The sequence below is a fragment of the Congregibacter variabilis genome (assembly GCF_045689235.1).
Classification (GTDB): domain Bacteria; phylum Pseudomonadota; class Gammaproteobacteria; order Pseudomonadales; family Halieaceae; genus Congregibacter; species Congregibacter variabilis.
On sequence record NZ_CP136864.1, the window covers coordinates 1306412 to 1325777 of the forward strand.

Consider the following 19366-nt stretch of genomic DNA (forward strand, 5'->3'; position numbering starts at 1 on the left):
GCGACTTAGACGCGCGATAGTCCGTAGCGGTTAATTTTATCGATAAGTTCACGATTGGCCGGCAGCGCCGTGAGCATTTTTTGCGTCTCTCGGACGTTCTCAGCAAACAGGTTCTGAGCGCGTTTACTCGCGGCGGGGTCCGCTTGGGCAATCCCCGCTGCGCCCTCAGAGTGAAAGTCCATACCATAGAGCACATACTGGTAGCTGGCAGTAGAAAACAACTCGTCTACCTGCGCCTGATCTCCATGCCAGGGACAATGATAACCCCACAAAACAAGAGAGTCGCGCAATCGATCAGGAATGGACTCGGCCGCGCGATGATCCCGCCAATAAGGCGAATCCTCGCGTTCACTCAACACATAATGCAGCTTCAGAAACTCCATGATGCGTTCCCAGTGGCTAGCGAACCTCGCATTAAAGCGATCTGCGACTATGTTCATAACCTCACGATCTGGCGGCATGAGTTCACCAAGCATTTTTGCAGACAGCTCGATCATCACCAGCGCAGAGGCCTCCAGTGGCTCTACAAAACCCGCAGAGAGACCGATAGCCACACAGTTGCGGTGCCAGAATCGCTCCCGGTAACCGGGACGAAAGTTAATTTTTCGTGGCGTGCAACGTTCACTAAACTCAAGGCCTGCGGTCTCAGCAAGATATTCACGCAATACCCGCTCGGCCTGCTCATCGCTGGTGTAACGACTGGAGTAGGTGTAGCCCGTGCCCCGGCGAGTCGGCAAAGCGATATCCCAAATCCACCCCGCTTCCTTCGCCGTGGACACTGTGGCCGAAGCAACAGGCTCAGACTCATCGGTTCGCGGCACCTGCACTGCAAGAGCACTGTCGTTAAAGAGCACGTGGGACATGTCTTTAAAGTCTATGCCGTAGTGCTCGCCGAGCAGCAGTGAACGCATCCCGGTACAGTCGACGAACAGATCGCCAGCGACCACACGACCATTGGCCGTATGCAAAGCACAAATATCACCGGTCTCGTCGTTCTCAATGGAATCAACATTTTCCAGCAGATGCTCTACGCCCAGTTTCTGCACGCAATGCTGTTGTAGAAGCTCAGCGAACTTGCCGGCATCCAGGTGGTAGCCGTAGTTCAGATTACTGGCATATTCGGGAGTGACGATCTGCTTGGGCCCCAGGGCCTGTTTGCAGACCTGTGCCTGGGGTGACACAGCATCACAAAATGCAACCTGCTCACGCACGCCCTGCCAGTGCTTGGCTAAGTTGATATCTGAAAACCCCCGGGGAGGGGTGAACGGATGGTAGTAGCTCTCTTGCCCGCCGCGGAGCCAACCCACAAAATGGGTGCCCTGTTTGAAGCTGGCGTCACAGGCTTTAAGAAACTCTGTCTCGGAAATGCCCATGCGCATCAAACTACTGCGCATGGTCGGCCAAGTGCCCTCTCCCACCCCGATTGGGCTGACATCCGGTGACTCCACCAGGCAGACGTGCCTATGGGATCCTGCCCGGCGAAGCTCGGCGGCCAGTAGTCCAGCCGTGAGCCAGCCAGCACTGCCGCCGCCAACGATCACGACTGTTTGAATGGCCTTCGCCATATCTGTTCCTGCCAATGAATCCAATGACCCTAGTATAGAAAAACCGCCACTACTAGTGCAGTGGCGGTTTTCAGAGCAAGCGCCCGAAGGCGCTTATAGATCTGAGACCGTTAAAAGTTAGCGCGGAAGCCCAGCGCCCAACGCGCGCCGGTTTGGCCGGCCTGCAGAAGATCCAGAGAAGATCTGCCATGCTCCCGGAAGGTTTCGTCAGTGACGTTTACACCTTCAAAGAAAGCGATGTATTGATCCTCGCCCCCGAATCGATAGCTGGCTCGAACATCCCACTGGCCATACTCTTCTGTGTAACGCGGCTGCGCACCAAAGGAGTCTGTACCAATCCCACCAAGAAACTCATCGCGCCAGTTGTACGCCAGTCGAACCTCGATGCCGTTCTTATCGTAGAAGCCCACGAAGTTTGCAGAGTCACTCAAACCTAACAGAGCGAACTGTGCCTCTTCCTCAGGTCTAATAAGATTGTTATAGCCGACGTCCCCATCAACTACGGTGTAGTTAACGATAGCCCCAAAACCAGACTCTCCAAACGTGTGCTGGATTGCAAACTCCCAGCCGTCAATAGAAGCTTCTTCCTGGTTCGATGGCACCTGCACCCTGAAGTCCATGGGACTGTTGCCGGTTGTACCAGTAATGATCTGGTTGGCTACATCAACCGAAGGATCATTAGGGAAGTTATTGAAGATGTATTGGCGAACTTCATCGGATGTGGCGGCACCGGCGGCTCGCGCCTGAGCTGCTAGACCTCCGTCAGTCGGGTCTCCCAAATCCGGAAACAATTCAACGCCGGTATTAAACGAATTGCCCAGGAAGTTCTCTACGTCCTTCCTAAAGTAACCAATGGCAACGTAGCTTGTCTCGCCGTAATACCATTCCAGGGACAGGTCTATATTAGTGGACTCTAAAGGCAACAAGCCGGGGTCACCCGAGAAGCCGTCACAGCCACCACCAGGCACACATCCACCCACTGTCAAGCCGCCCTGAATATCGGTGTACCCGGGCCGCGACATGGTCTCACTCCAGGAGGCTCGGAACAGCACATCCTGCATAAACTCGATATTGAAATCGATGTTAGGCAGGAAGTTGTCGTAGGAACCCGTGAGGCTTGTGAAGTCCTGGACCGCGACACCGTTGGCATCCAGAAGCGTCACAGCGGTCAACTCGTTAGCGGTAATCCAGTCAAAACGATCAACCACCGGCACCAGCGCCTGAGAAGCCACGTCCGTGTCTTCGTAGCGCATACCAAGGTTTAAGTTAACCGGCATATCGCCCCATTCCAGATCAAAATCCACCTGAACGTAGGCCGCTGTCTGCTCTTCCTGAGTGCGCTGATCCCGTGTCCACGCCGTTGACGGACAGAAGCCGTCTCCGCAGTCTCCGGGAATCGTGCTGGCATTGCTCACCGTCACGCCCTGCGCCTCCAGTTCTCTGGCACGGTCGATCAGTGCATTGGTATCCCAGCTAAACAGTTGAGTAAATCGACGATCATCGCCGGCATTACCAAAGTCATCGAACCAATCAGCCATGGACTCTGGAGACAGCAGATCCGCGATATCGCCCGGCGCACCAACACCACCCCAGGTGTCACGCTGGGTGGTAGCTGACTGAGAAGTGTTATCAACCTCCGTAGTCTGAATGCCAAAGTTGATCGTGGTGAAGTCGTTGAAATCGAACTTACCTGCGATCTTTGCCTGCTCGATGTTCATCTCGTTAGCTTCGTTGGTAAATACGCTACCACCGATGAGCATGTCGTTAGGCGACAACGGTCGATCATCCAACAGCCCAACGGACAAAATGGGGAGATCCGTTTGGAAAAAGCCGCTGGCCTGAGTCCGACGTGCTGTCGTAATAGCCAAAGACATACTGCTGCCGAATTCCCCGTTAGGTGTGCGCTCTGCCGACGAGTCGTGGTAATCGAACTCCAGTGACAAACGGTCAGACACATCCCATACGGCATTAAAACCTATAGACAGGTTCTCTGACTTGGTGGAGTCGACGCCGACACCCATGGGATTGTCAGAAGGGTTACCGTAAAATTCAGTGTACTCAATAGGACCTGCAACCGGACCATCGGTCCACTCGGTCTGACGAGCCGCCGCGTCTGCTAGAGAGAACCAAGCTGAGTAGTCGTTAAAAGACCGCTCGATTTCTTGCGTTGAATAGATCACGTCCAAGGTCGTAGTAATCGTTTCGGTCGGCGCCCACTGCAAAGTCAGGTTTCCGTTGATACGCTCTCGGTCGAAGCTCTCACGCACGTACTGGAGCTGCTGCGGCAGTGAGTACAACTCGGCATTATCAGTGGTTCGATTGACCTGGTTAGGGTCCGACGGAGGTGCAATTCCGGGCCAGGTGTCGTTAGCATCACCAAATCCTGCCCAGCTACAGCAAGAGGCATCGCCTCGCAGGGGAATCCAGCCGCGAACCTTTGCAGAATCCACGCCCTGGTTACGTTCTTGGTAACTACCAGCCAAGGCTATACCAAAAGTACCGTCAGCAAAGGTCTGCGCAAACAAGCCCGAAAGCTCTGGAGTCAGGTCGTCTCCATCAACAGAATCTGCCGAGGTGTCGTGAACTGCCTTGCCGCCCAAGCTAAATATACGGTCTTCGCGCATTTCCAAAGGTCGTTGCGTCTTGATGTTAATGGTAGAGCCGATACCACCCGTAGGCAGTTCTGCGCGGCTGGTCTTGTAGACCTCTACGCCCGCCACACCCTCTGATGCGATGTCCGCAAAGTCAAAGGAGCGGGTTCGATCCTGGTGAGTTGGCATCTGGCGACCATTTACCGTTACCAGGTTGTACTCAGGACCGAAACCACGAACGGTCACCTTACTGCCTTCGCCCCGGGTTCGATCAATGGACACGCCGGTAATGCGCTGGAGAGACTCAGCGAGGTTAGTATCGGGCATGGCGCCGATGTCCTCAGCAGAGATCGCATCCACAACACCCTCGGAATACCGTTTTATGTCGGCGGAAGCCTCAAGGCTCGCCCTGATACCCACCACAACCACCTCTTCGAGGAGGCCGGAGTTCGCTTGCTCTTGCGACATGGCTGCGGTTGGTGCCAGCAGCGTACCAACAGCCACTGCAACAGCCGTTGCAAGCGGATTTTTTCTGAGAGTTTTGTTAGCCATAGAGGTGCCCTTAGCTTTATGGATACGTGAAGTTGCGTTGACTTAAATGAATCAAAACCAGATTTTTCGGTGTCGACAGCAATGGATACCGCGAATACCGAGTAGAGGCCGAAATCAGAGGAAACTCGATAGTTGAACACGCGCACAGCAGCGCCTGTACCCAGACTCGGATAGCACTGTTGTCTATTTGCAGAACTGTGGATGCTCTACTCATTATTTATAATTATGAATGCCTATTATCGTTATATCGGGCAAGGGGTTAACGTCTTTGCGTCACCTCCAAGCCTCGCACTACTAGTTAAAGTGAGGAACCCCCACAACACGCGTTCTTTAACTTTGCCCTAAAAAACGCGCGCTGGACAATCAAAGCTCCAATGGCAATAAGCTGTGACACCCCTCTAACAGAGTGAACACTACCCGCCGGAAGAAGCTGTTTTCTAGGCATTTACGCTGAATGGGACTCAATAAGCGTCAAGATGGATTTACACAGCAAACCGCAGCTCAATGCTGATGCGTATCGCGATTTGGGGTAATAATGCGCTGATTGGCGATGCCCTTGTAGACATGGAGTGAAAGCCGGGAAGTCATACCGCCAAAGGACCATCAGGACATCAAGAGCGCTTTTCGCCAAAGACACCACTGCGCTCTGCATATTACTGATTTTATTAACGAAAATTGCGCCACCGTACTCAGGGCAAAAGGCTGCCCGGAAGAGTTAGGGAGGACTAAACCCTACGTCGGCTTAGCAATAGCATCAGGCCCACACTGAGCAGCAAAACAGGCGCCGGTGCGGGTACCGGGGTTGCTGATTCCTCAGGATAAAAACCACCGCCGCCACGACTCTCACTGTTGGCAGGATCATTTGACCCAGTGCCACTATCTCCCCCAGTACTGCCGTCGCCTCCTGAGGCGCCGCCACCTTCGCTCTGCCCCGCTGGGCTGGAGAAGAATACGATACGAGTTTGTGGTAAATCGCCGAACTCGCCGGGGCCCGATGAAAAGGATGGTGACTCCAAATCCCTTAGTAACTCACTGGAGGTTCGCACGCAGGGACTGACCACCAGGCCATCGCGCAGGCAAGGATCAAAGGCAATTGGGAGCGGGGCTCCAGGACGAAAGTTGCTGATTCGTGAACCGCCGGGCCCTGAAGCGTCGTCGGCAGTGGTAACAAACGCACTTGCAACCTCCAAGTCGCCGAACAAGGATTCGCCACCAAAGCTGCTTGGCGCCGGCGTGCCCCCAAACCCTGCAGCGGAGCCACCACCGAATCCGCTTAGGCCAGAAGCATTACCGCGCGAAGTCCCACCCCGACCGGCGGAGACTCGAGTGCCACGACCAAATCCAGAGGCTCGCACCCCAGATGGCTCAGACGTATTCAGGCCCGCCAGCAATTCAGAGGATCCTGGAAGTTGCCTTGCCTCTGTCGCAGGACTTACATAAGTATCGTCTCCAGCAAGTTCCTCAAGAACTGCGGAAGCGTCCGAATTTTTACTTTCTTTTGTTGATCGAACACTCGCAGTAGTTGTTTGCCCAGTGCCGGAGCGTATCGAATGTAAGGAATGATCAACGTCATGCGGCGTGTTATTTACTGCAGCATCAGGCTTCACCCGCTTATCCGAGGGCTGACTTGCAGGAGCGGCAACGGCGTACACTAGCGTAAGAAGCACGGTCACCCCCGCCACCGCCACAGTAACAATTAGCTTTCTTTGACGTTTTAACGCGCTACGCCGACTCATCACTCAATTCCACGATTGTTCTAGTCGGAACAGAGTTTGCCTAGAGTAGAGGCGAGTTCGTATTCAATGTCTAAAGAAGTGTGTCCGGCGTCACGCGTAACTGCGCCTGGGTTCCCAAAGTGTGATCTGCGTCCCCTGAGGGACCTGGGAAGTGATGCTTGCAGCCACGGACGCTCCGATATCGAGAGTCACCAATCAACGCTGTTTCGCCACCTGCTCTTCGGACACTGCTCCAGCCTCATGCCCCCAGGCACTGCGCATGTAGCTCAGTAATGCCGCCACCTGCTCATCGCTTAACTTGTTAGCGTAGGACTCCATTCGCTTCCAGCCCCTGGCCTGCCACTCGGTCGATGGTGCAGTCGTCGGTAGCTGGGCGCCGTACAGGGTAATGTTGATGAGCGACGAAGGATCCGCATCCAAAACCACAGGGCTCCCAATCACTGGGGGCCCGGTCTCTGGAGAACCCTCGCCGGTTGGCAGATGACAGGTGCCACAGTGAATGTCGTACTGCAAAGAGCCTGCTCGCACCAAAGCTTCTGAGGCTGGTTCGTCACTGTCCTGGGCATTCGCCGGCAAACTCTTGAGGTAGGTAGCCACGGCATCCACGTCGCTTTGGGATAAATGCCGGGTGCTGTTGACCACCACATTGTTCATGGGACCGAACACGCCCGCGCGCTCACTAAAACCGAGCTTCAGGTATTGAGCGATGTCCTCGTGGGACCACATGGCCAATCCGCTACTGTCAGAGGTCAGGTTTGAAGCAGACCAGACTGATGCCTTGCCCTCCACGCGTTCCGTATAGGCACTTCCAGTCATGGCAAGCTCAGTGTCTTTTGCGCCAAGGAAGTTACGCGGCGTATGACATTCGCTGCAGTGACCAAGACCCTCTACCAGGTAGGCTCCCCGATTCCACTCTTGCGACTCCGCCGCTTGAGGCTCGAGTCGACCCTCAGTGAAATACATGGCCTTCCAAAGCCCCAGCGCCCACCTCTGGTCATAAGGGAAACTCAGATCATTCGCTGGCGGGTTGAACTTCACCGGTGTCACAGTCTTCAGGTAGGCGTAAATAGCCGCAATATCCTCGTCCGAAACCTTGGTAAAAGAGGTATAGGGAAAAACCGGATACAGATGCGTTCCATCAGGGCGCTCGCCCCGCCTCATCGCCCCCGTGAACTCCTCGAGGCTCCAGTTGCCAATACCCGTTTCCGGGTCGGGAGTAATATTTGTGGAATACAGCGTCCCGAAGTCAGTTTCGAAGCCTAGTCCGCCGGCGAGCGCCTTACCATCCTCCGTCGTATGGCAGCTGACACAGTTGCCCGCGGTGCTTAAATACTCGCCCTTGCTTTGCAGCTCAGACAATGCAGCGGCGTCAGCAGCAGATGCTAACTGACCGGCGCCCAGACAAAGAACCGCCGCCAGCGCGGCACTGACAGTCTTCAAGAGTCCACGCTCCATGAATCACAATAGCCACCGGGGTTCACCAACTCACCGGCAAATATCTCGCAGCTTCCACAGCCGCCACCGCCATCCTTCGCCCCGTGAAAGAACTCGCACGCCGCACAGGTTTTCGCCGAATCTGAAGATATCTCCGTGTACTTAAGCGTTCGTCGCACGCTCTCCTGTGCAGAACTCATACTGCCGGGATCGGCGCAGACAAGTGCATCATCGCCGTCGCTTTCGCAGGCGGCCAAGGCCGCTACAATGCCTGTGACCATGGGTATCTGCAGCCCTCGTAAAAGAACGGTTCGCCGAGAGAGATTCTTGTCCATGTCTAACCCCTGTTGAGCATTTGGCACGCAGCGCGACTCACCCACCGCGATAAGTATCGATAGTCTGAAGTGCGATGACTCCAGAAAAAATTAGCGACCGGCGGCAAGCTTGCCTAATCGAATAGCTTCGTTGGACTCAGGTCCGTACGCCAGTAAACCCAGGAAGCCCTGCTCCACCCGACCCGCTACTGATTCCGGACTAACGGTCGTGAGATTGGGCTTGCCCACACGTTTACTCTGTGCGAGAACCTGCATGTTGATCGCCTCAGCGGCCTCTCGGTCGCCACCCAGGGCACTTGTAAGGCTACCGATGCCACACACCAGCGCACTAAAACCCTGAATATTTGCGATCTCTTCGAGTTCGGCGAACACATCCGGGTCTTCGATAATCAACATCGCAACAATGTCACCACCCGGATTATCAGGAGACCACACATTGGCACCGGCAAAGAACGACACCGCGGTGCGCGCCTCATCGGCACTCATGACATGCGGAATCACCACCCCATTGGCACCCATGGCCAAAAGCTCCTTGACGCGCTCTCGGGCCGCGTCTTCGCCGTCGACAGAAATAGGAGGGATACGGACCAGCAAAGGCAGGGCATTGTCTGTACCCGCCTGGGCAATACCAGTAGCTACGTCCCGAGCAGAAGTTGCATCGTAATGCTGCTCAAGACTCAGAAAAGCAAAATCAAGCAAATCATTGGTGGCAAGGTCCAGGCCTGTTTGCACGGTGTAAGGAGGAGATGCAGCGTCATCGCCCGTAGCTTGCGCATGCTGTGTCACGTATTGTCCAAAAGCCGGCCGCCCGGACTCCCACAGCTCAATAAGACTACGATCACCTACCGTCTGTGATTTGCTTTGCTGCGCGACACTGGCGATGGATACAAAAGAACACAGCGCATATACCACTGCTGTAAGAACAAACCGTCGACCCTTCATACACTGCTCCCGAGCTTTCCCAGACGCCCTATAGTCAGGCTGGAGGAAATGATGTGTTTTAGCGTTGTGCCGTCGTTAACTCTGTCGCCTCTTCGTCGGGATGCAGGATGTGTACCTGATGAAGCACCACATCCACCGCCGAAGAAATCGCAGTGTTAGCACCCGTATCGGGATCCGGATAGCCATCAGCCAATCGCTTCATTGCACGGTACAGCGATGCCGCCGATAGCTGGCCATAGCTTTGGTGATGCGTTGTCCAGTTTCTATTTAAACGATGGTTGTACTGTTCGACATCCACATACCCTGCCAGTAAACCCTTTGCAGTTGTTGGCGTCAGCGTAAGCTTGAGCTGGAAATCACGGAACACATGAAAGCCACCGCCAATGCCCGGGAACGACCAGGGGAACTTGGTGCGCTCTGTGGGCTGTGTGGTCAATACACCATCAACGATTTTGCCCTGCACTTCCTGAATAAAGCTCTGGCCCCAGCGGACGTCTACGCGTTGGGTGCCACCAGCGACAAAGCCCTTGCCCGAGGCATCAGAGACAAGGTCGTCAAGCCCACGATAAAAAGTAACCGTGACATTGTCGTCGTTGCTCAGATCATCAACGCCAGTTAACTCAAACATCCATCGATTGTAGGCGTTGCCGTACATAAACAAGTTAGAGAAGTGATAGAAAGCACCATCGGGGCCCCGGTAAATGGGGATGCAGGCCAGAGCTCTATTCAGCTGATTGTCGATACCCTCTTCGCCTTCGGGGCTGAGGTAATCCTCGTCGCTGACCTTGGCATCCAGATTAACGCCATAGGCCGTGGAACCGGCGCCATCATAAAAAGGGAACGGCTCCTCGGAGGTTTCAAGATGAAAGCGACGACCCTCTCGCATTAGCCGGGTATCAACCTCGGTGCGCACAACACCCTCTTGCTCAGGAAAGAGTTCGTCGAACTGTTCCCGCGGTCCGATGTTAAATCCCTCGGGACACTCAGCATTGGCGTCATCCGTTTGATACAGCGACCAATGCCGCTCCGTCAGCACGTAACCAATACGACCACCCGCCACAGCTTCGGCGCTGGCTGCGTTTATCATCACTGAAGATGATAGCGCCAAGGGCAGCGTAATCGACAACACCTTAAGTCTTCTCAAAGCAGGCGTCGCAGTTTTTTTGGCTTCACAAAATGGCATTGATTATCTCTCCTGAGCGCTCGGCACTCACTTTAACTTCATCGACGAAACGCGTTCTCACCAAAGTCATCGCGCAGGACAAAAGCTTTGTAGCCATTGCGACGCCCGGTAAACTCACCGATTCCATCTCCGTTAGTCACACCGGGCTCTTTATCACCACGGTAGGTGTAAACAGGCCGCGCGCGGTAAGCCCAAACATGGATCGCATTGGTGCCACCCTCTGCCGCATGGCGTCCCGTCTGGGGATCGATAGCCATTACAGTCCAAAGACTGCTCTCGCTTTTAGCATCAGGCTTTGCATGAACATAGGGGAAAGTCTCGCGGCACAAATCCGGGTCACCATTGCCACAGATAGCCATGCGATATTCCTGGGCTGAGTCCGGGTGATCACAGGCCAGTTGAGCAAACGAATCATCACGGCAGTTATACAGATAGATAGTCCTGCCTCGGGAATCCCCAAGTACATGACCACCAAATTCGACTTCTTGCACGGTGAACTCGGCAGGCGGAATGACCGCGCGCTGCGTGTAAACATTGTGCCAGGTCGGATTGCGCCAATCAGGTACGTCGCTGCCAACAAAACTGCGGATACCAGGGTCGTTGTTATAGGTGTAAAGCGGTTTACCGCGAAACGCCCATTGGTTCAAACCCGAGGCCTGCTTGACTATCCCCCAGTCGCCTCTACTCATAGCGATTTCTGGCGCGGGCACCGGTGTCCAGTCTCTTAAACACTGCTTATCGCAATTCGCCGTATTGGGCGTGTCGCCATCGCGGGTGTAAACAGAGTATTCCTCTTTGGTAACCAGTAGACGCCCCGTCGTGCTCTGAACAACTTTGAACCCCGCCGGTACATCTGGTGGAGGCCCTACGGGCTCGCGCACGATACCTCCGTCACGCACCGATTTAATTTTTGAGCCTCCCAAGGCGTCGCCGGGCGTCTGATCCAAATGGGAGGTATACAGCGGATATCCGTCATAGGCCCATTGCCTAGTACCATCAGCTCGCGCTGTTAAGGTCCATTTACCCACCTCTTTTGCGTCTTCAGATGCAAGCAGCGGCGGCCACACCTGGGCGCAGCTCAGCCGTTCATCTGCATCAGGTAGCAACAGCCCAGGGGGGTAGGGACTCATTAAGCCTGCGGACTCGGTGAGAACCTCATCAGTACAGTTAGACGGGCCATCTTTTCTGTCGCCGGTAGAGCCATTGCGCAGAGCACCCAGAGGCCACTTGTACAATGTGCGCCCTTGCTCATCGACGTACACAGGACCCTCCAGAGCGCTAATGAGCACCCCAATACCTTCTGGCCTGAGCTCGTCGATGTACGCTTCTTTTGCGTCACTGCTTACAGATTGCCAGTACCTGGAAGCATTGGAGGCATCGATTTGGGTGTCGGCGCGGGCATCGATCACAGCGAACTGACCAGCACAGATCATAGCGAGCGCTGCCAGAACACGTTGATGCGCCGTAGCAAATATCGCGAAGCGATTCGGCATTACGGTAAAAGCGTTCACTCAGGCTACAACCTCAGCAATCACTTCGGAGCTCTCGTTACTCAAGGTACCCCAGGACGGTGTGTCTACGCCCAAGGTTCGCAAAGCCGTATAACCAACCTGGGCAACAGAGCCACCGCCTAAATCAATATGCCGGCCACTCTTAACTTTACCGCCAGCACGACCTGCCAAGAACACCGGCATTCCGTCAATCGCATGGGTTCGGGCGTAACCGACATCTGTGGTGCCCAGGATTAACACGTTGTCCAGCAGCGTGCCGTCTCCCTCAGGCACGGCTTTAAACGCCTGAACAAAATCGGCCCAGGACTCCATGGCGCGGCGCGTGAACCAGGAGGCGTGATGCTGATAGCCCACAGCCTCATCCACGGGCTCTTCGTGGGTGCAGGTGTGATGCGGCTTGGGATAGCCTGGCTTGATGATGGACGAAAATGCCGCGGAGTAGGTCATGTTGAAAACCCGCGTCTGATCACAGGCCACGGCCATCACCATAAGCTCAGTCATCATTTGATGGCGCAGCTTCACCGCATCAGCGGACTTATCCATAAGCGGATTCACCGGCGCCTCTGTCGGGGCCACGCAGGAAGCGATGGGCTCCGGCTTGGTCAGGCGCTGATCAAACTGCTTTTCTAGCTGACGTAAACCGGTGAAGTACTGATCGAGGCGCTGGCGATCTGCAGCGCCCAAAGACTTCATCATGGAACGCGACTGATCCATCACGCCAGAAAGCACGCTTCTGCGGGCGATCAATCGAGGATCCAGATTAAACTCAGACGCATTAGGGTCCTGAAATTCCAGACCGAACAGACGATTATAAAACTGCAGGGGCGACCACTCCGGCGCATTAGGTGTTGCCGCATTTAAAAAACTATAGGTGTCCCGCGCATCAGCGGTCGCCGTGGCAGTCAGGGAGCTAAAGCGCGTGGCACGACCAATTTGCTTGGCGACCGTCACGTCAATGGTTTCGGCAGGCACCACATTTGAGTCTTCCGGCGCAACGCCGGTTCTAGACACTACCCAGCCGGTAAAGTGATTGTTATTTGGCGAAGAGTCAGGGAATGCCGACCCATTGGTAAACAGGTTGATGTCGTCTCGAACCGGCTCCCAGGCAGCAATCTCCTCGGGTAGGTCGTAGTTGGCACCGGTCTTTTTAGGTACAAAAATCTCAGAGGTGCCACCCAGCCCGTACCCCCAGGTACCAAAACGCACGGGCATCGGCCTTCCCGACGCCAAGGCCGTACCACTTCCATTCAAGAAAGCTTCCAGGAACGGCAGCGCCACCGACACGCCCACACCGTTGACCATGCCTTTTAATAAACGACGTCTATTAAACTTACTCATCACAACTCTCCGGCTGGCTGTGCGCTGGCTATCTGATTCTCATCTTGATAATCCGAGCCACCACCCTCACTGGGATCTTCCTGAACTCGGGAAAAAGCTTTACTCAAAGCAACCCTGCGCAATAAGTCGCGAAGTCGATACCCCTGAGCCGCAAATTCTTGATTGAAATAGTCCAAAACGGCGCGGGACTCTACGCCGGGCTGGCCTCCCGTACCATAGCTATACACGCGCTGTACAAGGCATCGTGGCAATTCCGGGTTTTCTCGCAAGGCTTCTCCAAGACCGATCGCACCATCAAACTCAAATCCATCGAGGCCACCACTGGCATCAATGGTCGCGCCATTTTCTGTGAGTCGGTAACCCCCCGCACCGTCAAACTGCTCCAGAGACAAACCGATGGGGTCGGTAATGCGATGACAGCCTGCGCAGGAAGGCGTCTCCAGGTGAGCACGCACGCGCTCGCGCTGCGTTGGGTAATGCGAGTCGGGGTTGGACACTACCGAAAAGTCGATACCCGGCGGTGGCTCTGGCACTATCTGGCACAAAAAGCGCTCACGCAGCGCCTGGCCGCGAAGTGTTACGGAGCTCCGTCCCGGGTGCGCATTCAAGGAAAGAAAACTCACCTGCGTCAGAAGACCAGCCCGCGGACTATCCGCGGGAAACTCATGGGGCGCCCAACCCGGCTGCGCAGCCACTCCATAAATCAGCGCCAAGGCGGGAGACATAACCGTGGAGCGCGTTGTAAACAAGTCGCGATAATCGCCATCATTAGTCAGCAAGTGATCTGTGGCCGTACGCAGGGTTTGCTCCCGCGCGTCCTCTGCGGTCACCCGAGTGAACTGGGGATAAATAGTGGAGTCTTTGACCAGAGTCTTCACCTCGTCAAAGGCAAACATATCGTCAAAGAACGCACGCATCCCGGCTGTGAGCCTGGGACTGGCCAACATTCGCTCTACGGCCCGCTCAGCGCCTTCTCTAGAGTGCAGCTCGCCACTTTCGGCGGCACTTAATAGTTCGTCGTCCGGTCCTGCATTCCACAAAAAGAAGCTCAAGCGCGACGCCAAAGAGTAGCCATCCAAACGCAGTTGCCCCGGATTATCGGGATCGGGCTCTACTCGCTCAACGACAAATAATCCTTCGGGGCTGATTAACATTCCCTCCAGAGCAATCTCGAGTCCTGCGTAAAAGTCCTCGAGTTGCTCGGTAGCGGCCCCCGCGAGGTCGACGTACATCGCAACCTCGTCGTCAGTCAAAGCACGACGAAACAGCAGGCGCCCTACCTTTGCCAAAAACTCGGCAGCGCAATCATCATCGGACGACTCAAGCGAGGCGGGTTGACAGGGAACAAGATAGTTGCGGTGTGTTGCATCGACGACCTGGCTGGCCACACTGGATGCAACACTCTGAATACCTTGAAGCTGGGCGCTACTGACACCAGCTACTGACGCACTATTAGCGAGCAAGCCCTCCGTGCGGGCTACCGGCGCAAACTCCACCTGCAGATCCACACCGGGACCAAAGATGTATCCCAGCGAGTTGCGATACTGCTCGGCGGTCATCAGGCTGGTTACAGCTTTAGACCCGGGGCTTTCTGGTTCGGGGTCCGAACAGCCCGTAAGCGCGCATAGCGCAACAGCGATGATAGCCGCCGTCTTGCCCAAGACGCCGACGTAGCCCTGCGAACTGGTCGTCAGACGCCCTATGAAACCGATCATTTTTAAACACTCCAACGCTAGCACCCTGCTTTGATCTGAACACCGCATTCACCGCTTTCACAACAGTGGGAAAGGTGACACGCTGGCTTTAAACACGATCAGAATTAGGCAGAGAATTTTTATTTTATACTTGGACGAAAGGTCGCATGATTAGCGATTCACTTCAAGCACCAGCGCTGTGTGTGTGTTGTAGCCTGCAAGGTGAAAGCGATACTTGCTCCTTGCATCGGATCGGCACATGCATGATATTGAGAGTCGGCAGTTACCAAGCCCCAAACCGCATGAGTCGCCAAGAGGGAATTGGCCATCAAAATGCAACTTGAACCCAGACTTTGTGCCTCGCTTGCCACATGAGCAATCGCCGCTTTTTTCGGGGCGCCACACTGGGACAAAAAACGCTTTGGGTTGTCTTACCCTTGGCCGTCCTACCCCTGCTAGTCTTTGGTTTCTTATCTTATAACACCGCCAAGCAAGCGCTGCTCGACCAGGTCGATGAGCAGCTACAAACTGTCATGACTGACCTCTCAGCGCTGACGCGTTCAAGCTATAACCTGACCGAAGATTCACTTATCGGCGAACTTTCGACATTGCGCTACGTATTTAACTCCCGCGGCATCCCCGAGATCATTGACGGCAACATGGTCCTTCGCGGCGAAGATGGGGATTACACCATTAATGGCAACAATGAAATTGTAGATCAAATACTCGAGATGTCTGGCAGCCAGGCCACTATTTTTCAAAAGATCGGAGACGAGGCCGTTCGAATTTCTACCAACGTGAAAGACTTAAAAGGGGAGCGTGCACTTGGCACCATAGTGTCTGCCCCTGTCTATGATGCCGTGATCAATCGTGGTGAAACCTTCCTTGGTGTTGCTGACGTAGTGGGTACGATCTACCTAACGGCTTATGAAAAAATTCTGGACGCTAACAACAACATCATTGGGATACTGTTTGTGGGCATAACCGGTGACGCGCTATTCGAGGCCATGTTGCCGACCATCAGTTCGATGAACTTTGGCGAGACTGGACATCTCCACGTGTTCGATCTACAGGGAAACCCATTGCTAAGCCAGGATCGAACGGCGGATTCTCCTACGGTAGCCAGCGAGACGCTCGAAAAAATGCTTTTTATGAAGGACCTTGCTCGGGACAAGCCGCTAAGCATTGCGGAGCCGCAACTCGATCAATCTTTCGTCAGTTGGTTTAGCTACGTGGACGAGCTCGAGTGGATACTGGTCGCGCACGTATACCCCAAGGAGTTTTTAGAACCCCTCAAACGAGTGCGCTCATTGCTATTCTATTTTCTAGGGACACTTGTGACTCTCGCCATCGCGGTTTCCTTTTATGTTGGACGCGTAGTGTCACATAGAGCAGGCGAGCTTGTGTCAGTGACACAACAATTGGGTTCTGGCGATCTGGATGCGGCGGAAGCAAACATAAGAGAAATCGCGAGGGCGACCGGGACTCGTGATGAGTTCACCTTTTTTGCTAATGCCTTGCGAGAAGCCACGCATTCGCTGAAAGAGCGCGATGGCAAGCTGCAGGCAAACGAAAAACGGCTTCAAGGCCTCGTCGAAGAGTTGCGCCAACGAGAAATTGAACGTGACCTGCAGCGAGAGAAACTCCAACAGCAGGAGCGCGAGGTCGTCATCGCCCGGGACAAACTTGAGGCCATTGCCGCGGCTACGAACGCGGGAATTTTCGCCATAGGCCAGGAAGGCTCGGTAAGTTACCTTAGCCCTCGATTCACTGAACTATTTGGTTATGAAACACTCGATCTGATGGACGGGGTTTCATGGTCCATGATCGCAGGCAACGACAACACCTCACGCGAAGCCTTAGCCTCCGTTTTTCGAGTATCCGATCAACGGGCTGCTGAAGACGCAGAACTTCCAAGCAATCTGGAGGTGGCCATAAAAACAAAAAGCAACCGTCTTCGGAATGTTCTGCTGACCGCAAAATTCTCAAGTGAAACTCTGGTAGTTACGCTCAGCGACATCAGCGAACAAAAAGTACGCCAGGATCACATTCAATATCTATCCCAGCACGACTCCCTCACGGGCCTTCCCAATAGAATGCTGCTCGGAGAAAAACTCGACTGGCACGTAAAGCAAACTAAGCGAAGTAACGACAGCATGTGCGTGGCATTTTTGGACCTGGATGGCTTCAAACTGATTAACGACTCGCACGGCCACGAGGCTGGAGACTTCGTATTAAAAGAGACCGCAAAACGTCTACTGTCAGTCACGCGTGAGATTGACACAGTGGCTCGTCTTGGCGGCGATGAATTCGCGATAATCATGTCTCAGATTAAGTCACGGGGTGAATGTACTGTGGTGTTTCGGCGTATTCTCGAGACTATCAACAGCCCGATAAGTTACGCAGGAGAATCCCTGCAGGTGTCTTGTAGTATCGGCGTTGCCTTTTATGCTCAAAGCGAAACAAGTGATGGCGAGCAGCTGCTGCGTCAGGCAGACAAATCGATGTACGACGCAAAAATCGCGGGAAAAAACCGTTATGCAATATTTGATGCAGAGCAGGATCTAAGTCTCCAAATCAAACATGAGCAGCTGAATTTCATAGAAGCGGCACTCACTAACCAGGAGTTCGAACTTTTCTATCAACCCAAGGTAAACATTAGAACAGGTGTGGTGCTTGGTGCTGAAGCACTCTTGCGCTGGCGAACCCCAGATGGACAGATACGGGATCCGGATTCTTTTCTGCCTGCAGTTCACGAAACCCAGCTGGCTAAACAACTGGGGGCGTGGGTGCTCACCCAAGCGCTCTCTGATTTAAACGGGCTGATACGACAAGACCACACGCTGCAAATCAGCATCAATGTGTTTCCCGAACAGTTTTTAGATCAGAATTTTGTTCCCTCGTTAGTCCGTCAGTTAGATAAATTCCCCAACATCAAACCTTCTATGATCGAGCTCGAAATTGTGGAGACAGAAGCGCTTAACGAATTGGAGGAAGCAAGCCGGGTGATACGGGCCTGCGCCGATCTTGGAGTGCACTGTGCCTTGGACGACTTTGGAACCGGGTTCTCATCTCTGTCCCATCTTAAGTATCTGCCCGTGACCACCTTAAAAATTGACAAGAGCTTTGTAACCGATGTTCTGATAGATCCCGATGACGCAGCAATCGTCGAGGCGACCATGAGCCTTGCGCACGCCTTTGACCGAAAAGTTATCGCCGAAGGTGTAGAAACTATAGAACAAGGCCTGCGCCTACTAGAAATGGGCTGCGATATTGCCCAAGGTTATGCTATTGCCAAACCCATGCCTCTGAGGAGCTTTTTGACATGGTTAGCAGGCTGGGAATCTCCCGAGGAATGGGCACGTTATACAGCGAGTGTCGACGATGGGAAATCACCCCGCTGAGGAGTGCCCGCCTGCCTCCCGGTAGTTATGCCCCAGCGGCGGATCCGGTGAGCGAGCCCAGGTAGCAATAACGAACGTCAGGTCGCTGCAGCAGCGACGTTTCAAATTGCTTCCAGCTGCCGCCGGGCTTCATCGTCTATGAGGTCGAGGACGGTGATTGCACCCAGATTCTCCTCCAGCTGAGCCACGCGCGACGCCCCCAAGATTACGGTAGACACATTCGGATTCAAAAGACACCAGGCGATAGCCAGCTGTGCGGGGCTCACACCGAGTGACTCTGCAATGGGCAGCAAAGCCTGTATGCGCTGCATGCGCGCCTGCCCTCGCTCGCTGTCTACCAACATCTCGCGAAGCCACTCGTAGCCAGGTAAGCCAATGCGCGAGTCTATGGGCACACCATTTAGATACTTACCGCTGAGAGTACCCGAGGCCAGCGGTGACCAAATGGTTGTTCCAAGACCGTACTTTTCGTAAAGCGGCGCATACTCCTCCTCCACGCGCTCCCGATAAAGAAGGTTGTACTGCGGCTGCTCCATACTCGGCGGCGTGAGATGGTTACTCCTGGCAAACTCGAAGGCCGCCGTAATCTGCTCTGCGGACCACTCCGAGGTGCCCCAGTACAGGACTTTTCCTTGCATTATCAGGTTGTGCATAGCCCAGACCGTCTCTTCGACAGGCGTGTCCGGGTCCGGGCGATGGCAAAAGTAAAGGTCCAGATAGTCGACCTGCAAACGCGACAGAGCCTGATGGCAAGCCTCGGTCACGTGTTTGCGACTCAGCCCCTGCTGGGTAGGCTTGGGATCCTCTCTGGAGCCAAAGAACACTTTGGACGACACGCAATAGCTGTCTCGCGGGGCCGCCAAGGCTCTGAGCGCTTTACCCATGACAATTTCGGCATTTCCGGCTTCGTAGCCCTCGGCGTTATCAAAAAAATTTACGCCAGCGTCGATGCAGGTGCCAAACATCCTTTCGGCTAATCCTGCATCCACCTGCTTATCAAAGGTCACCCAGGAGCCAAAGGAGAGTGCGGATAACTTCAGACCTGAATGTCCTAATCGCCGATACTGCATTTTAAGAACCT

12 protein-coding genes are annotated in these 19366 nt (G+C 54.4%); 1 reads left to right on the forward strand and 11 read right to left on the reverse strand.

Annotated features, from left to right (window positions below):
- Positions 1-5: 5 nt before the first annotated feature.
- From R0135_RS05780 to R0135_RS05825, 10 genes are all read right to left on the reverse strand, one after another.
- A complete protein-coding gene (locus R0135_RS05780) occupies positions 6-1565 on the reverse strand; it encodes a tryptophan halogenase family protein (protein ID WP_407349306.1) in 1560 nt (519 codons plus the stop codon).
- Between the two features lie 110 nt (positions 1566-1675).
- Entirely contained in the window at positions 1676-4708 is a 3033-nt protein-coding gene (locus tag R0135_RS05785) for a TonB-dependent receptor (RefSeq protein ID WP_407349307.1), read from the reverse strand.
- Positions 4709-5433: 725 nt separating this feature from the next.
- A complete protein-coding gene (locus tag R0135_RS05790; protein WP_407349308.1) occupies positions 5434-6444 on the reverse strand; it encodes a hypothetical protein in 1011 nt (336 codons plus the stop codon).
- Between the two features lie 195 nt (positions 6445-6639).
- Positions 6640-7884, reverse strand: a complete 1245-nt coding sequence (locus R0135_RS05795) for a cytochrome c (RefSeq protein ID WP_407349309.1) — start codon at positions 7882-7884, stop codon at positions 6640-6642.
- On the reverse strand, positions 7881-8213 hold the full coding sequence (locus tag R0135_RS05800) for a high-potential iron-sulfur protein (protein WP_407349310.1): 333 nt from the start codon (positions 8211-8213) through the stop codon (positions 7881-7883). The genes R0135_RS05795 and R0135_RS05800 overlap by 4 nt, the downstream gene beginning before the upstream one ends.
- A gap of 90 nt (positions 8214-8303) precedes the next feature.
- Positions 8304-9155 carry a host specificity protein gene (locus tag R0135_RS05805; protein WP_407349311.1) on the reverse strand — a complete coding sequence of 284 codons (852 nt, stop codon included), beginning with the start codon at positions 9153-9155 and terminating at the stop codon, positions 8304-8306.
- 58 nt (positions 9156-9213) lie between these two features.
- On the reverse strand, positions 9214-10338 hold the full coding sequence (locus tag R0135_RS05810; RefSeq protein ID WP_407349312.1) for a hypothetical protein: 1125 nt from the start codon (positions 10336-10338) through the stop codon (positions 9214-9216).
- Between the two features lie 38 nt (positions 10339-10376).
- Positions 10377-11849: a hypothetical protein gene (locus R0135_RS05815; protein WP_407349313.1), complete on the reverse strand. Its 1473-nt coding sequence runs from the start codon at positions 11847-11849 to the stop codon at positions 10377-10379.
- A complete protein-coding gene (locus R0135_RS05820) occupies positions 11850-13187 on the reverse strand; it encodes a DUF1552 domain-containing protein (RefSeq protein ID WP_407349314.1) in 1338 nt (445 codons plus the stop codon).
- Positions 13187-14902 carry a DUF1592 domain-containing protein gene (locus R0135_RS05825; protein ID WP_407349315.1) on the reverse strand — a complete coding sequence of 572 codons (1716 nt, stop codon included), beginning with the start codon at positions 14900-14902 and terminating at the stop codon, positions 13187-13189. The genes R0135_RS05820 and R0135_RS05825 overlap by 1 nt, the downstream gene beginning before the upstream one ends.
- A gap of 512 nt (positions 14903-15414) precedes the next feature.
- Here R0135_RS05825 and R0135_RS05830 point away from each other — a divergent pair.
- Positions 15415-18285 (forward strand): EAL domain-containing protein, encoded by a 2871-nt coding sequence (locus tag R0135_RS05830; RefSeq protein WP_407349316.1) that lies wholly within the window; start codon positions 15415-15417, stop codon positions 18283-18285.
- Positions 18286-18386: 101 nt separating this feature from the next.
- On the opposite strand, the gene R0135_RS05835 is transcribed toward R0135_RS05830, so the two are convergent.
- A complete protein-coding gene (locus R0135_RS05835; RefSeq protein ID WP_407349317.1) occupies positions 18387-19355 on the reverse strand; it encodes a potassium channel beta subunit family protein in 969 nt (322 codons plus the stop codon).
- Between the last annotated feature and the right edge of the window lie 11 nt (positions 19356-19366).

What these genes read in the sequence shown, in the direction of transcription:
- R0135_RS05780 (WP_407349306.1), bottom strand. Translation starts at nt 1,565, where the DNA reads ATGGCGAAGGCCATTCAAACAGTCGTGATCGTTGGCGGCGGCAGTGCT.
- R0135_RS05785 (WP_407349307.1), bottom strand. Translation starts at nt 4,708, where the DNA reads ATGGCTAACAAAACTCTCAGAAAAAATCCGCTTGCAACGGCTGTTGCA.
- R0135_RS05790 (WP_407349308.1), bottom strand. Translation starts at nt 6,444, where the DNA reads ATGAGTCGGCGTAGCGCGTTAAAACGTCAAAGAAAGCTAATTGTTACT.
- R0135_RS05800 (WP_407349310.1), bottom strand. Translation starts at nt 8,213, where the DNA reads ATGGACAAGAATCTCTCTCGGCGAACCGTTCTTTTACGAGGGCTGCAG.
- R0135_RS05805 (WP_407349311.1), bottom strand. Translation starts at nt 9,155, where the DNA reads ATGAAGGGTCGACGGTTTGTTCTTACAGCAGTGGTATATGCGCTGTGT.
- R0135_RS05810 (WP_407349312.1), bottom strand. Translation starts at nt 10,338, where the DNA reads ATGCCATTTTGTGAAGCCAAAAAAACTGCGACGCCTGCTTTGAGAAGA.
- R0135_RS05820 (WP_407349314.1), bottom strand. Translation starts at nt 13,187, where the DNA reads ATGAGTAAGTTTAATAGACGTCGTTTATTAAAAGGCATGGTCAACGGT.
- R0135_RS05825 (WP_407349315.1), bottom strand. Translation starts at nt 14,902, where the DNA reads ATGATCGGTTTCATAGGGCGTCTGACGACCAGTTCGCAGGGCTACGTC.
- R0135_RS05830 (WP_407349316.1), top strand. Translation starts at nt 15,415, where the DNA reads ATGACTGACCTCTCAGCGCTGACGCGTTCAAGCTATAACCTGACCGAA.
- R0135_RS05835 (WP_407349317.1), bottom strand. Translation starts at nt 19,355, where the DNA reads ATGCAGTATCGGCGATTAGGACATTCAGGTCTGAAGTTATCCGCACTC.